Origin of the sequence: uncultured Mobiluncus sp., assembly GCF_947087965.1 — a bacterium.
In the GTDB taxonomy this organism is placed as follows: Bacteria; Actinomycetota; Actinomycetes; order Actinomycetales; family Actinomycetaceae; genus Mobiluncus.
The window spans coordinates 1-15,391 of sequence record NZ_CAMUES010000008.1 but is presented as its reverse complement, the minus strand read 5'-3'; the positions used below and the strand labels follow the sequence as shown (position 1 = coordinate 15,391).

The 15,391-nt window shown below is 60.1% G+C and carries 8 protein-coding genes and 3 tRNA genes; 5 read left to right on the top strand and 6 right to left on the bottom strand.

The features are described from left to right. Positions 1 to 57 precede the first annotated feature (57 nt). Complete coding sequence (locus Q0V70_RS08350; protein WP_297590667.1) at positions 58 to 1,686, top strand: cell wall-binding repeat-containing protein; 1,629 nt, start codon at positions 58 to 60, stop codon at positions 1,684 to 1,686. Positions 1,687 to 1,962: 276 nt separating this feature from the next. Here the strand turns inward: Q0V70_RS08350 and rpmG are convergent, their stop codons facing one another. The 3 genes from rpmG to Q0V70_RS08335 all read right to left on the bottom strand — a co-directional run bounded on the left by rpmG (position 1,963) and on the right by Q0V70_RS08335 (position 2,370). Beyond that, positions 1,963 to 2,133: a 50S ribosomal protein L33 gene (gene rpmG, locus Q0V70_RS08345; protein WP_282921154.1), complete on the bottom strand. Its 171-nt coding sequence runs from the start codon at positions 2,131 to 2,133 to the stop codon at positions 1,963 to 1,965. Positions 2,134 to 2,186: 53 nt separating this feature from the next. Then, positions 2,187 to 2,260 (bottom strand) — tRNA-Met (locus Q0V70_RS08340). Between the two features lie 37 nt (positions 2,261 to 2,297). Beyond that, positions 2,298 to 2,370, bottom strand: a tRNA-Thr gene (locus Q0V70_RS08335). Between the two features lie 291 nt (positions 2,371 to 2,661). Here Q0V70_RS08335 and Q0V70_RS08330 point away from each other — a divergent pair. From Q0V70_RS08330 to Q0V70_RS08320, 3 genes are all read left to right on the top strand, one after another. Further along, a complete protein-coding gene (locus Q0V70_RS08330; RefSeq protein ID WP_297590663.1) occupies positions 2,662 to 3,453 on the top strand; it encodes a vitamin K epoxide reductase family protein in 792 nt (263 codons plus the stop codon). 15 nt (positions 3,454 to 3,468) lie between these two features. Continuing rightward, the gene (locus Q0V70_RS08325; protein ID WP_282921152.1) at positions 3,469 to 4,092 is read left to right on the top strand and encodes a hypothetical protein; all 624 of its coding nucleotides are present in this window, start codon (positions 3,469 to 3,471) and stop codon (positions 4,090 to 4,092) included. A 25-nt stretch (positions 4,093 to 4,117) separates the two neighbouring features. Continuing rightward, positions 4,118 to 4,198 (top strand) — tRNA-Leu (locus Q0V70_RS08320). A 317-nt stretch (positions 4,199 to 4,515) separates the two neighbouring features. Here Q0V70_RS08320 and Q0V70_RS08315 read toward each other — a convergent pair. The 3 genes from Q0V70_RS08315 to Q0V70_RS08305 all read right to left on the bottom strand — a co-directional run bounded on the left by Q0V70_RS08315 (position 4,516) and on the right by Q0V70_RS08305 (position 13,359). Beyond that, a complete protein-coding gene (locus Q0V70_RS08315) occupies positions 4,516 to 7,314 on the bottom strand; it encodes a sulfide/dihydroorotate dehydrogenase-like FAD/NAD-binding protein (RefSeq protein ID WP_297590661.1) in 2,799 nt (932 codons plus the stop codon). 18 nt (positions 7,315 to 7,332) lie between these two features. Then, a complete protein-coding gene (locus tag Q0V70_RS08310) occupies positions 7,333 to 12,351 on the bottom strand; it encodes a 2-oxoacid:acceptor oxidoreductase family protein (RefSeq protein WP_297590659.1) in 5,019 nt (1,672 codons plus the stop codon). Between the two features lie 174 nt (positions 12,352 to 12,525). Further along, the gene (locus Q0V70_RS08305) at positions 12,526 to 13,359 is read right to left on the bottom strand and encodes a hypothetical protein (RefSeq protein WP_297590655.1); all 834 of its coding nucleotides are present in this window, start codon (positions 13,357 to 13,359) and stop codon (positions 12,526 to 12,528) included. Between the two features lie 294 nt (positions 13,360 to 13,653). Here Q0V70_RS08305 and Q0V70_RS08300 point away from each other — a divergent pair, with 294 nt between their 5' ends. After that, the gene (locus Q0V70_RS08300) at positions 13,654 to 14,469 is read left to right on the top strand and encodes a hypothetical protein (RefSeq protein ID WP_297590652.1); all 816 of its coding nucleotides are present in this window, start codon (positions 13,654 to 13,656) and stop codon (positions 14,467 to 14,469) included. Positions 14,470 to 15,391 lie beyond the last annotated feature (922 nt).

Below are 15,391 nucleotides of genomic sequence, written 5' to 3'. Positions count from 1 at the left end.
AGTTATCAATAGGATGAGTACGGAATTCATCCAACCAACAAGTTAGGAAATATAAACATGAAGAAGTCTGTTTTGACTCTGAGCGCGGCCGCGGCTGCTTTTGCCATGACCGTGCCGATGAGCGCGGTGGCGGCGACGGAAGCTGACCGTTACGCCGGTTCGGATCGCTACAACACCGCCATCTCGGTGGCCAGCGCTTTTGGCACCTCTGACGTGGTTTACCTGTCCCGCGGCGACTCCCAAGCTGACGCGGTCGCCGGCGGCAAACTGCCCGGCGGTCCCCTGTTGCTGGTCAACGATTCGCCCACCGTGCAAAAAAACGTTGCCGAAGCCATCGCTAAGTTAAAGGCCACCAAAGTCGTGGTGTTGGGTGGCACCGGTGCAGTCAGCGATGCGGCAGTAAAGGCAGTCGCTGGCAATGCCCTGGTCACTCGTCTGGCGGGCGCGAACCGTTTCGAGACGGCAGCAGAGATTTCCAAGAACCTGTTCCCCTCGGGCAAGACCAGCGCCAAGGTGTACCTGGCTAACGGCATTACCCTGGTTGATGCCCTGGTCGGCGGCACCATGACCGATGGCGCCCCGATTTTGTTGACCGACGGTTCCGGTACCCTGCCCGCCGCGACCCTGAAAGAAATCAAGCGATTGAAGCCCTCCGAAGTTGTCGCTCTGGGTGGCGAAGGCGCTGTTCGACCCACGGAATTGAGCGCGGCAGCAACTGCTAACGGTGCTGGCGGCGGTGCAGGAATGACCGCGGAACAAGCCAAAGCAAAGGTTCAAGCCGATTTGGATAAAGCGGTCCGCGAAGCCCAAATGAAACTTGACGGATGGTACACCTACGCTGGCAAGACTGTGGAGGACCTGGTCAAGGACGCGAAGTGCACCCCGATTCCATCCAGCGACAGCGAAAAAATGAAAGCTGAAAAGAAAGCCGCGTTGGAATCGACTTTCCCCCGCCTCTTGCCCGGTGAGGTTAGCGCAACCTGCGATATGTTGAGAGTCGACGGCACCGCCCTGTCCGGCAACAAAGCCGCTGCTGACAAAGCTGCCCAAAATACCGACAAGGGTACCTTCGGATTCTTAGTGTCCACCCGGGTGGCTCTGAAAGACACTGTCACCAAAGACAGCCTCGAAAAGGATCTGCAGGACGCCAAGGATGCGTTTAAAGCTAGCAAGACCGATTCTAACAAGTCGGCATTGAGCAAAGTCCAGGCTGCCTATGACATGGCTCCCACCAAGAGCGAGCTGGATTCGGCTTTGTTGAAGGCTGAGTATGAAATGAAAAACGCTCAGTTAGCTGCCAAGCAAGGCCCGAGCGATGCTGACGTTCAGGCATACCTGGGTGGAGCGGGCGCCAAGGCTTCCCGTATCGCTGGTGCGGATCGCTACCTGACCGCCCTGGAAATTGCCAAGGCGCAGTACCCGAACGGTGCTAAGGCTAAGGCTCTCTATGCCGCTAACGGCACGGCCTCCGCTGATGCCACCGTGGCTGGTTTCCTCGATAACAAGGCCGAGCTGGCTGGCCCGGTTCTGCTGGTTCAGGCCGGTTCCGCTCCTGCGGCAGTGACCGATTATGCCAAGGCGGCTCGCGCTGCGAATGCTGCTCTGGCAGGCAAGTTCAAGGGATTGGGCGGCTTCGGCGTAGTCTCTGATTCCCTGGTTGACCAATTCAAGGGCTTACTGAAGTAAGTTCTGCAGAGAAGTTTGGGGGGCGGCTGCGGCCGCCCCCTTTCATTTACCCACTCCCCAGCACCACGCCCCACGCAGACGCGCTCCGGGCTGGTGACCCCGCAAAACACTTGTGAACCCGCAAGACCCGAGCGCCCACGCTCACAACCCGAAAAAACCGCCACCCCACACTTGTGCCCCCACAAAACCCGCGCACCGCGCTTGTGACCGGGCTCGTGAGACACGAAAAACCGGCGTCACCGCAGGGGCGACGCCGGGAAACTTGTGAAAAACCGCTTAGCGGGTTTCCTTATGAGACGTGGACTTCTTGCAACGCGGGCAGTACTTGTTCAACTCCAAGCGATCCGGAGTGTTGCGCCGGTTCTTCTTCGTGATGTAGTTGCGTTCCTTGCACTCAGTGCACGCCAACGTAATCTTCGGGCGAATGTCTTTCGATTTTGCAGCCACTGTTTTACTTCTTTCTAATCGCTTATCCCCTGCGGTTACCCGTTTCGGGTTCGTAGCGGGGGAGGGATTCGAACCCTCGACCTCACGATTATGAGTCGTGCGCTCTCACCAACTGAGCTACCCCGCCTCGCTGCTCAGCGGCGCGGACCGTCAAGCGTGAAGCGAGCCCCGGCAGAGAATCGAACTCTGGACCTTCTCCTTACCATGGAGACGCTCTGCCGACTGAGCTACCGGGGCAACGAAAGTTTAGTTTACAGGATTCTGGCGCTCGTGACAAACTGAACTCGGCAAGCGCCTCGGCCCGGATTTTGGTGAGGTTGTCGGCTAAACCCGTCACGAGTTCGGTGGGGTTCGGGCGCACAAGTGAGTTGCGGGAGTTTCGGCGTTTTTGTGGCGGTTCCAGGGGCGCGGTTAGGGCCGCGGCGATTTTTCTGAGTTGCAGCGCGGCCGTCGTGGTTGTTGCCCCATTTCAGCGCTGTTCAGGAACACTAGGTCCGGTGAGCGGACATAAAAGTTAGAATAATCCTCATGAAGCAAGAACCCGATGAGGGAACGGCCCCGGATGCCTCACGCTCGCCGAGCCCAGCGCAAACGCCCGAACCGGACACTCCGGCTGCTGCGGACGCGACTGCGGTTGCGGAAACTCCGGCGACCTCGACAGCAGCGACCGCCGCGACCTCCCTTGTGACCTCGGCAGACCCGGAAACCCCGGCCGATTTGGAAGCCCCGGATGCCCGGGACGCCCGGCCCGGCATCCCCACGCTCGTGCTGCTGATTGTGCTGGCGGTCATCGCGATGGCGGCGAGCGCGGAGCTGGTGCTGTCCGAAATTCAGACGCTGAAGCAGCCCGCGGCGCATCTCGGATGCGATTTGAACCCGCTGATTGGCTGTTCGGCTTCGCTCACGACCTGGCAGGCTCACCTGCTGTTTGGCATCCCGAACGCGCTGGTCGGAGTCGGTTTGTTCGCTGGTTTGGCCGGCGTGTTCCTGGCTTGGTGCGGCGGGCGGGTGTCGCGCTGGCTGGCGCTGCTGATTGAGGCGGGCCTGACCGCAGGGATGGTGCTGATTGTGTTTTTCCTGCACCAGTCCATTTTCGAGTTCACGAAGCTGTGCCCGTTCTGTTTTATCGTCTGGACGTGCACGATTGTCCTGTGGGTGCAGCTCGGGGCGGCGCTAATGCGGCTCGGATGGCTGTTTCCCGACACCGGATTTGCCCGTATTTGGGCGGCGCAGCGCTGGCTTATTACCGCGATTATCTTGCTTTTGATAGTCTTGGTGATAGCAGTGACGCTATCAGACAAACTTGTTTACTTATTCTGACCGAAAGGCGAAGCGGTGCGGAGAGAACTGACCGACGAAGAGGAACAATTTTTAGAGACCATCCGCACTATGCTCTTGGCGCGGCCGCGCGCATCCGCCGATGCCAGCAGGGAAAATATGCATCGGCTGGCGCGTTTTGCCCAGGCTTTCCTGGCGGCGCCGACGTCGCTAAACACGCTGGTGGGACCCGTTTGTCGGACCGGTAACGTTTGCGACTGGCTGGGGGTGTCTCGCCAAGCGATTATGAAAGCGGTGCGGGACGGGCGCTTGCTGGGGTTTCGGACACTGGACCGGAAGTGGGTTTACCCGACTTGGCAGTTTTCCTCGCCCCAGGCCTACGCGAACTGCGTGCGGATGCTGCCGCCGATTTTGGATATTTTGGAGTCGCGCGGCTTGAATGATTTTGACCGGGCCAAGTGGTGTTTCGCACCGAACGCGCTGTTGGCAAAGGCTGCGGCTGGTTCGGATCAGCCCGGTCCACAAGCCGATTGGCCCTCGCCCGAGGGCTGGATTCGCAACGACAAACCGCTGGAGGATTTGATTGTTGCCGCCAAGAAGGCGACCCCGGCTCCCCCGGATTCCCCCCAGGCTTTGCCGACCCCGCGCCTAGCTGATATCGCGCTCACGGATTTAGCTTGAAATCCGCTACACTATAGGGGCGCCCGGGCGAGTGGCGGAATTGGTAGACGCGCAGGATTTAGGTTCCTGTGTCTTTGACGTGGGGGTTCGAGTCCCCTCTCGCCCACTTTTGTTTACGCAGGGGCGCCCAAGTGGCGCCCATGCGTAAACATACAGTCAGCGGAGCGACTCGAACCCCGTGAGGGCTAGGGCGTTAAGAAAACGCGCCAGCGTTTTCAGCCCTAGCGCGAGCATCTACGATGCGAGCGAGAGGCTGGTGAGCGTTTTGCGACAATAGTCGCGCAAAACGCGAGGGGGTACCCTTCCGCCTCTCGCGAGCGCCCCCGAGCGAACGCCCCACAGATGTGAGTTGAGACAGGTGAACGGGGCGCAAGGAAGCGCCCCCAAGCGACCACCCCGCAACAAATACGCGCGGGAAATTAACTACTTGAGGGCGGCCTTTTCTTGGGCCTTGAACTGGTTGAATCGGGGCAGGAATTTGTCCCAATCGATGGCGTGTCCGTCCAGCTCAGGGCCGTCGATACAGGCGTGTTTGCGCACCAGCTTGCCGGTTTCCGGGTCGTTAAAAGGCACCATGCAGGCTCCGCACATCCCGGTCGCATCAACCATAATCGAGTTCAGCGACGCCACTGTCGGCACACCGTACTTCGCGGTCAACAGGCAAACGAACTTCATCATGATGGGCGGACCGATAGTGGTGATTTCCGCAATCTGGCGCCCATCACCGCGGCCGTCCCGCAGCATCTCTTCCAGCGGCAACGTCACCACGCCCTGACGACCAAACGACCCATCGTCCGAGGTCAAAACCACATCCAGCAAATCCGGGTACTGGCGGCGCAGCACTTCAACACGCTCCGGGCTATCCCCGGCTGGATCCCCGTCCGGGTCGGTCCAGAACAGCAGGTCGCGATTACGCGCCCCCAGCACCAGGGTCACGTGATTGCCCAGCTCCAGGTGTTTACGCACAATCGGATAGGCGGGCGCCAACCCGACCCCACCAGCCACGAAGCACACGCTTTGGGCGGCCGGGTCAAAACGTTCCATCTTTGACGCCAAGCCCAGTGGCCCGGCAATCCCGTAAAACGCCTGGCCAACTTCCATCGCACACATAATCTGGGTCGATTTGCCCACCGCTTGCACCACGATGGAAATCCAGCCCTGTTCCCGGTCAAAATCGGCCACGGTCAGGGGAATGAGCTCACCTTTTTCGTGGGTCATGAACCGGGCAAACTGGCCGGGCTGCACCGCGCGGGCGACTGCCGGGGCGTGCAGTTTCATTTCCCAAGTCCGTTCCGACAGTTGGCGTTTTTCCAAGATTCGGTAGGCCGAGGCGGCGCTTTGCGTATATTCCAAAGCGCGTTGTACCCGCTGGCGGACTTCCTCCGGTTTCAGGTGTACGGCCAGGTCCCCCATCTGGCGGGCGGCCGCTTGGCCGTCTCCGGCTGCCTTAATCGCGGTCGATCCGCCGCGAGAAGCGTCTCCGCCGGAGTAGATTCCCTCTAGGTTGGTGGCTTGCGAGGGGGTTTCTGCCGCACTATCAGCCCCATCAGCGCCGCCAGCCTCACCGGTAGCCTCTTTCCCGACCTTGATAGCACCCCACTGCTGCACTGCCAGGTCAGGCTGCGAATCGCGAATAATCGGGTTGGAACTGTTACCGAGCGCCATAATCACCAGGTCAGCGTCCATTTCCAGGATTTCCCCGGTCGGCTGGGGCCGGCGCCGCCCGGACTCGTCAGGCTCCCCCAGCTCCATCACCCCTACGCTGGCTCCCGCGACATGGTGGTTTTCGTCCTCGTGGAACTCGGTGGGCGAGCGCAGCTCAGCCACGACGATGCCCTCTTCCAAGGCGTGATGCAGTTCCTCCACGCGGGCCGGCATCTCGGCCTTGGTGCGCCGATACACAATCGTGACGTGACCGCCCAAGCGCCGGGCGGTGCGTGCCGCGTCCATCGCCGTGTTTCCTCCTCCAATGACCAGGATTTCTTTGCCGGCGACTTCGGGCAGGGGCGTGTCATAGTCGGGCAGGTTGCCGTGCATCAGATTCACGCGAGTCAGGAACTCGTTGGCGCTCATGACCCCGTTGAGATGCTCGCCGGGCACGTTCATGAACTTCGGCAACCCCGCGCCAGTACCGACGAAAATGCGCCAAAAACCGGCCGCTTTCAAGTCGTCTAAAGTCGCGGTCTTGCCCACCACGAAGTTCGTCACGAAACGCCCGCCCAGCAGGCGAATCTTGTCCACCACGTCATCGACCAGCTCATTGGGCAGGCGGAACTCGGGAATCCCGTACTTCAACACCCCACCCAGGGTGTGGAACGCCTCAAACACGGTGACCGGAAAACCCTGGTTTGCCAGCAAGAACGCGTTAATTAGCCCGGAAGGACCCGAACCGACGATAGCAATCGGGGGCTTTTCGGCGGTCTGCCACGGGTCGGGACGTCCCTCGAAACGCTTGAGAATCGCCTCGTTGCCGTGCACGATTTTTTCCCGCTGAGGCAAGAACCACTCCAACTGACCAATCTCGATGGGCCGCGCCTTGTGCACGCAGACCCCTTGACACTGCAGCTCCTGGGGACAAACCCGCCCGGTCACGTTCGGCAGCGGGTTCGACTCCTCCACGATGCGCAGCGCCCGGTCAAAGTCGCCCTCCGCGATGGCCTCCATGACGTCCGGGACGTGAATCTGGACCGGGCAGCCCCCGACTTTGCGCCCCTGCAGGAATTCGCCCAGCTCACAGGGCCGATCCGCGCAGTGCTTGTCCCGCATCGATTCGAGCCACACAAAGAGGTCGACTTCCCGCTGGGAATAGCCCTGGGTCAGATATCCCAGATACCCTTGCGTGACCAGGTCAAAGTCGTGTACCCGCTGGGAGGCCGGGCGCACGTAAGGGGCGACATGGTTGGCGGCGGGCCAGTTATCGCTCACCCCCGTAAACATCGGGTAGCGCTCGGACAGCCAGGTGTCAATCGCGCGGATAAACACGCGTTTCTTGCCCAGCGGCAGGTTCCACAAGAAACGCATCATGATGCGCCCCACCGTGTCCTCGCGCTCCAGCAGCTCCCAAATTTTCAAGGTCATAGCCTCGGGCAGTTCCCCGGCGTCAAAAGCCGCGTGCAGCTGGGCCAGGCCCTCGGCCACAAACATGGCTTGAAACAGTTTCGGGTCGGCGTTAAACCGGCGTTCCAAAATGTTTAGCTGGACCGTGTTCGTCGTGTCAAGCATCGTTTTCCCCCTCCCCGGTCACAAGATGATTTCCGCGTCACAGTTCGCGACAACTTTCGCGACCCGGGCGCGCAGTTCGTCGGTCACTTCCACGCTTTCCAGCGAGCCGGGAATGAGCCGCGCCACCGGGGTGGGCTTGCCGTCAATGATTTCCGTGGACGCCTCGAAGTATTCGGGAATCTCCTGGTAGCAGGTCTTGCAGTCCGTGCACTGGGCTATTTTCGCAAGCTCGTAGCGAAAGGGCGCTCCCGAGTCTGCCGGGGCGGCGTCGGACGCGGCTGCTCCGGAGGCGCCCCCAGCCGTGCTGGCTCCCCCGCCGAATCCGCCCAAGAACGGTAGCGGCGTCGTGGTGGTGCCGGTCGCGGCGACTTCTGCCATCGCTTTTGCGATGAGTTCAATGGTTTCTTCCTGCGACTTCGCGGCGGCGTCACGAGCTTCGGTCAGCTCCTTTTCCAGGTCGGCGTGCGCCTTGCGGGCCTCGGCTAGGTCTTGTCCGGCCAGGTATTGCAGGAAAGTCCAGTGTTCGCGGCATTGCTCGGTCAGTTTCACGATGGAGGGCGACACTTGGATTTTTGCCAAGCCTCCGTCCGCGCCGGTCGTATAGATAAATGGAGTAGCGGTTTCACGAGTGGCCGGGTCCATCTCTACATAATCCGCTACGGTCGTCGGGTTTTCGGCGTTATCCGGCAGCGGCTGGAAGTGTTTCTTAAACCGCAGCTCAGAGTAGGCGAAGTCCGCTGGCGTGTAGGGCAGGTCCATCAGCTGGGCTTTGCCGTCCGCGTCATGGTAGCTGAGTTTGTAGCGTGACCACAGCTTTTTCACATCCGGGTTACCGTCAATGATGAAGCGGTCGCTGAACTCGGCGTGGGCCGGTTCGTGGACAAACAGCGGGCTGATACGCGATTTCACCGCCAAGCGGCTGTGTTCACTAGCCATGTCGTCCCCGATACCGTGTTCGGGCTGGCAGGGCGTGTACACGTCTATCAGCGCCGGGTAGTCGACCTGGGCTAGGGCGCGCGACACGTTCTTAAGGAAGTGTCCCTGGTAAGCCGTGGAGGTGGACACCACCAGGACGTTGGGGTGCATGGCCGCCAACAGGCCCAGCTCTTTGCGCTGCTCAGACTTGCCTTTCAAGTATTTGCCGTAGCGGGACAGGTCAGCGTCCTGGCCTTCCAGGGAGGCCGTGGAGGCCTGGCCGCCCGTGTTGGAGTAGGCTCCCGTGTTCAACACCAGCATCTTAATCGGGGTGCCGGACGCCAGGATACGGCTCATCGCCCCGAAGCCGATGTCATAGGACGCGCCGTCGCCGCCGATGGACATGACCGCGGGCATCAACGCGAGTTCCTCGTCCGTGAACTGTTTCCATTCCGGAGCATCGGATGGAATGGCCGCACCGGTCGCACCAGCGAGGATGGCCCGGGCTTGCCGCAGCGCCAAAACATCCATCGACAAATCGGCCGCCAGACCCTCGTAAATGCCTTTCGCCAGGGGCTGCGCGTCTTGGAACAGGCCGTTGACCCACGGCTGCTGGTAGGGGTTAAACGGTGCAGTCGAGGCATAAACCGAGGAACACCCGGTCGAGTTCGCGACCACCGCGGCCGCCGGGCCCCGCCCTCCTGCCGGCCCTTCGTAACGGTACAGACGCTGCTCCAAACGCTCGCGCACCTGGTCAATCAGGGCGCTAAGCTCAGCATCGGTCACGGTTTGGCGCTTTTCCTCCAGGGCCGCCACTAACTCCTCGAGTTCCTGGCGGTGGCGCGAAACCCGGCCGTTATTGATGTCGTTGGCCAAAGCCATAGTTTGGCGCACAGCCGTGACTTCGCCACACCCGCGGCACGCCCCGTGCCCGCCGATGGTCGCGTAATAGTTGTCGCGATTCAGGAAAATCCGTTTCATATCCAGGCTGGGCCCGCCGTTCGGGTCGCTGAATTCAGCGGGAGAATTCGGCAGTTTCGTCAAGAACGCAAACCGCTGCTGGGTCGTGGCCAGTACCTCGTCGTCCTGGTCCGTGCCAATCAGGGCGTTCGGGCCGCACACCGCCACGCATTCCAAACAGCCGGTACACTTCCACGGGTCAACCGTCGCGCTGAACAGCACTCCCGCTCCGGGTTGGCGTTTTTCGGTGGAGTCAAAGAACGGTCGGGTGCGCGCCACCGGGAAAGTCCGCAAGGTGTCGGCCACCGCCGCCACCGCCGCGGGGTCGGCGTTTTGCGAGGTCGCAGCCTCGGTAAAGACGTCAGCGATTTCCGGACGCGCCTTCGTGTCCAGCAGTGCCTGGCGCATCGCCCCGGCAATGTCATCCACCTGCGACTTTAGGGAGGCACCGGCCTCGCCCGACTGATCTATCGCCGTCTGCAGCAAGGTGTCGATGCCAAACACCGTGTTTGGAATCGCCCCATCCGGGCAGGCCAAGGTGCATTCCATACAGCCGGTACACAGGCTCGCGTCGAACACCGGAATGGTCCGGCGGAACAGACCCTTATCCTTTTCCGCTGAGGACGCCGGGGGCAGGAAGTAGCCAGTGCCGGGGTAAACCGGGGCTTCGCTGATGGTGCCCTGAGCAAAGGGTTCCGCCACGACCCGCCGGAAATAATCCCGATCAAACAGCCCAGCAGTCAGCGCGCAGCCGGTAGCGCCGCGCTGGCACATCGTGGCTGATAGGGAGGCGTCCAAAACTGGGCGGGACTGGGAGGATTCGCCCGACACACCACCAGACGCGCCCGGGTCGGCGTCGAGCTGTTCCCACTCGACCTTTTGCGTGGCGGCCGCCCCGTCCTTGACCACCGCCATATTCGCTTCCACAATCGCCGGGCCTTTCGCCCCGAACTTGTGCTCAATCTGTTCGCGAATCTTGGCCAACATATCCGCTTCGCTGGCCCCGGAAGCAATCCGGTCGACCTTGGTGGCGATGGCCCCGATAAAGGCCACGCCCATCATGCGGGTTTGCAAGCCCGGATTGGGGGCGTGCTTCAGCGCGACCCCAAACGCATCGAGAATAAACAGGTTAATATGCCGATCCCGAATGATTTGTTTCGCCCGGCGCGGCAGGCTCGCCCACAGCTCGGCGGGAGTTTTGTCGGACTGCAAGATAAACGTCCCGCCCTCGGCCAAGCCCTTCAGCGGGTTCGTGTGGGCAAACACCATATGATCCGGGCTGACCACAATCTCTACGTCCTCTAGCTCGGCGTTCGTAATCCTGATGGTTTCCGGGCTCAACGTGATGTAGTAGTTCGTGGCCGCCCCCGATTTTTCCGAACCGTACTTCGGGGCGGCTTTGCTGTGCAAGTGCAGCATTTCAGCCAAAATGTCGGCCAGCAGTTTGCCGGTCGCAATCGTGCCGTAGCCCCCGACAGAGTGGAACCGAATCCGCATCGCTTCCTTGGGCAGCAGGTCTTTCGGGTTTTCTTCCAGGTGAAGGGCCATTTTGGCGGTTTCCGGGTAGGCTTCGCGCAGCCGATCCTGCATCGCTTTTTGTTCCCCGGTCGCGTCATCGGCAAAGAACGTCGAGCCGATATAGAACTCGGGAGCGAGGTCGCCGGCCTGCATCGCTTTGAACGTGGCGATGAGGTGGCGCGGCTGGACGTCGTGGCCGCCCAAGCCAAAGAATCCGGTGGACAGCTGGGGCATTTCCCCAGTCTCTACCGCCGCAATATCCGGGTAGCGCGCAGGCATGTCACGTTTGGCAGCTCCCGCGTTTTGCCCGGCTTTCACCAGGGCGCCGTTAACGAACTTGGTCAAGGCCGCCTGGTCGGAACGCTCCAGCACCGTCACGGCTTTCGCGCCCTTGAGAGCCGCCACCAACTCGGCCTCCGGGAACGGCTGCAACATGACAATCTGGACCAGACCGACCTTGAGACCCCGCTGACGCAAGTACGGCAGCACGGCGCGCACGTCCTCACAAATCGAGCCGACACCGACCATGATGAAGTCGGCGTCCTCGCAGTTAAAGGTTTTCACCGGGGCGTAATCGCTACCGGTCAGGGCGTTATATTCGTCCATCGCCTGACGCACCAAGCGCGGCACATCCGCGACAAAGTGGGTGCGGTGGTCAGCCACCCCGGCTTGGAAATCCGGCTGGTTTTGCACCGGTCCGGTCAAGCCCGGATTGTCCACATCCACCAGGGAGGGGATAAGTTTGCGGGTGCCTCGCGCCGGAGCGTTGACCCACTGGCGGCGCCACTTGGCGACTTCCGCCGCGGGCAGATGCCCCGCGATTTCCCGGTCAAACAGCTCGCCGCAGCAGTCATTTTCGATAGCTTCGGCGTTATCGGCGCAGTTCAGGAACGACCGCAGCGCCTCGAGGGAGGCGGGCGCCAGCACCGGCCTTTTGCTCTCCAGGAACTGACCAAACTGGAAAACCCGGCCTTTGGCACCAAACAAAATTTCCTGAGCGGCGGTGGGACAGGGAATGTAACCCTTGGGGTCGCCCAAGTATTCCTTGACCAGCGCGGCTTCCGGCAGGCGCGCTTCGCTCATCATGTGGGAAGTCGCGAAACCGTCCATGCAGTTTGCCACCGGAATCAATGACAGCGACGAGGCGCGGTAAGAAATCAGCGCCAGGTTCGCCGCTTCCTCCGGGTTTGCCCCAAACAGGACCGTGTAACCGGCTGGGAGCAGGGCATATACATCGTCGTGGCCACCCATCACGTTCAGCGAGTGGCGAGACACCACGCGCGCCGCGACCTGCAGCACGAAACCGCCGATGCGCTTGCCGACAGTGACATAGTGGGACTCCAAGCCGTAGAGGATGCCTTGCGAGCTAGAGGCGTTCGAGATGAACTTGCCGCCGGTCAGAGCCGCGCCCATGGCCCCGGACTGGGCGGAATGCTCACCCTCTGGCTCAAAGAAGAAGGGGTGCTGGCCCCACACGTTCTTTTGACCTGCCGCCACCGCGGCTTCGAAGGTCTCCGAGATTTCTGTCGAAGGCGTGATGGGATAGCCGATGACCCCTCCACACACCATGTTCATTACGCGGGCAACCGCGCCGTTGCCGTTGATAACTTCCACTTTGCCGGGATACTTCGGCTGGTCTACCATTACAGATTCCTCTCCGATGGGGTGATTTAGGGATTGCGTGGCCGTAGCCCAGTGATTCGAATCCTACCCCGATTTTAGTAACATCTCTTTGCCCGCGCGGGGACTCAGAGTGAGAGGTTGTTGGCCGTGACCCCCGGAATTGTTTGGAATGCCAGGGTTGGCGCGGATTGGGATTTAGGAAAGGTAGGAAACCAGGTATTTCACAAAGAACTCTGGGGAGGTACTTTCGGTGACGATGTCGCCGGGAATTTCCTGAGGCGCGCCTTTCCCAATAGCCCAGGTGCCCCGCCAGTGAATCCGGCAGGTGATTGCATAGCGGCCGACATGTTGATATTTGTGGGTGACCGTGCCGTCCGGCCAGGGCGCTCCCGCGTCCGCGCCGGAATCTGTGGTTTCGCCATCGCCCCAATCCCACTCGAAGCTCGCAGGTTCAACTGAGATATTGACATCCTGGCCAGCCACGTTTTCCTGGAAATGTTGGGTGTCGACCTCGACATGGGCGTAGACATCCTTGCCCACAGCTACGTTGGCCGAAGGCGGTTCCATCGCCGGCGTGGGAGGCTCGATTTTTTCCTGGATTGATTCGGTCAGGGCTTCTTGGTCGATGGCTGCGGTGGCATTGCCCATGAAGCTCAGATCTTGTAAGTAAATCGTATCCACGACTTTTTTTGTTTTCGGATCCGTCACCGTCAACGTGTCGAGTTCCGAGTCATACTTGGTTTCCATGTCGACAATGTTGTAGGTGGGCTTCGGGGGCGAATAAACGTATGAGTTCGAGCCGTAAGAAGACGATGAGCTGTGAGAACTGGTGGCGCTGGTTTGGCCGGAAGAACCGGTGTCTGTGGCGCTCGAGTCGGTATCGGAGCTGGCAGAGCTGGTCGAGGTGAGAATCCCGCTGATAATATTTCCGACCCCGCTGAAATCCCCGGTGAGCGCCTCGGCCGTGGTGACCCCAAAAATGGGGGTCACCAGCACTAATGCCAGTGCAATCTTTTGTTTCCGCCTCACTTTTCCAAGCTACCGCGCGGGAAACGGGGTTTCCAAGCCGGTGATCCGCGGGATGGGCGGCATCGGCCTGGGGTTTTAGGGAAGGACAGGAAAACGAGGTGGGAATTGCCAAGTATTTTGCCAAGGTAAATTTTTCATTGGATTTATAGGGGGAGAATAGCCGGGTAGCTGCCAATAATGGCAGCTACCCGGCTATTCTCCCCTTTTAGGCACAGGGTTGTGGAAAACTGGGTTTTCCACAGGTAATCTGAATCGGCGTTGATTTTGTTCTCGGCCATGCCGCAAGGTGGGGTCATGAAAACGAAAAACTATGGGGTTTACACGGCAAAACAGCTGCTCACGGGGTACACGAAGCGACAAATTAAGGCTTTGGTTAAGGCCGGAAAACTGCAGCGGATTATGCGCGGCTGGTATACCGGGGCGGATGCAGACCCGGATGTCGTCCGTGCCCTGGAACTCGGGGGCAGGCTGGGGTGCCTGTCCGGGTGCGCAAAGTATGGTCTTTGGGTTCCCTACCAAGCCAAAACACACGTAGTTTTGTCAAACAAAGTCGCCGTGCCCGCCGCTGAATTCACCGAATTCCACCGCTGCGCTACCCACCCGCACTCCCCCATGTTTGACTTGGAGGACTGCCTGTACCAAGCCATGCGCTATCACGATGCTGAAACGGGACTGATTGTGCTGGAATCGGCGCTGCAGCTGGGACATATTGGCTACGACCAGGCAAAACATCTGGCATCGGGAGTGCAAAAGGACAAGATTGCAACCTACCGGTTCCTCGACCGCGGGGCGCAGTCTGGCAGCGAAACTCGGGTCAGGTTATTTTTCCAGCGCCGCGGGGTCAGCGTGCATACCCAGAACCGGACCGCGCCCGGATGGGTAGACTTGCTGGTCGGCAACTCGTGGATAGTGGAATGCGACGGGAGGGAGTTTCACGACAGACCCAACGCATTTGAGGTTGACCGCGAGCGGGATTTGTCGAACACCGCCGCCGGATATCTGACTACCAGGCTGAGTTACCAACAGATTTGGCACGAATGGGAGCGTACAAAACAGAGGCTGAGCGCTATTTTGCAAAGGCGCCGACACCGCGTTTCACCCAAGGTTTAAGGGCATCCCGGCGATTGGCAGGTGAATGTGCCGAAGGGTTGGAATACAGTTTGCAACTGGGTTGATGCTGCAAAGGAACTGGGAGTGGGGTTTGAGTCAGTTATGGAGTTGGCAATGGAGTCAGCTCTGGAATCGATGCTGGAATCGGCGCTCGAGTAGGCGCGGGAGTGGACACGGGGGTCGGGGCTGGAGTCGGCGAGGGAGTCGGGGGCTTGAGTCGGCGAGGGAGTCGGGGGCTTGAGTCGGCGCGGGGAGTGGTCGTGCTGGAATACCGGGTGTCCGTTAAAGTTAGCTGGGATTTCGCTAAGTTGCTGGAGTGCCCGGGACGCGAGACGCTGAGAAGTGCCGACATCGTGGGTGTATGCGGCGGTTCAAGTCAAAACTGCACAGGTATTATTTTGGACGTTGGGGTATCACGGCTGGAATTCTCGATTCCAACCCTACTGGTCCGCGGCGGCACAGTACGACAGCCTTTGGGAATACGCCACAATTTTTACCAGTCATATCGGTCCGCGGGGACAAACCGTCTCGAAGCACCAAGTTTTAGAAAGAATGCCGAAAAATCCCCCGCAGAATATCCATTTCCAGTACCTCACGGTTTGAAGCTGGGATTATCCGGGGAGAATAGCCGGGTAGCTGCCAATAATGGCAGCTACCCGGCTATTCTCCACCTTTAGGCACATACCTGATGGTCAATGCCCGCGTTTAAGTCCCGGCCACATCCCTCGCGAAGCTGCTCCCAGACCTTTCTAACGCCCAACCAACCTCGACTAGAATTAAAAACGGCCGCCGCCACACAGCCCCTCAATCGTTGAATCTGCGCGGTTTTTCAACACACCCCGGCGGCGCTTTTCAATCCATCTGACCAAAATTCCACCCTTTATTACCCAGAAGAAGGGTTTTTTTGAAGATGAATTTGAAG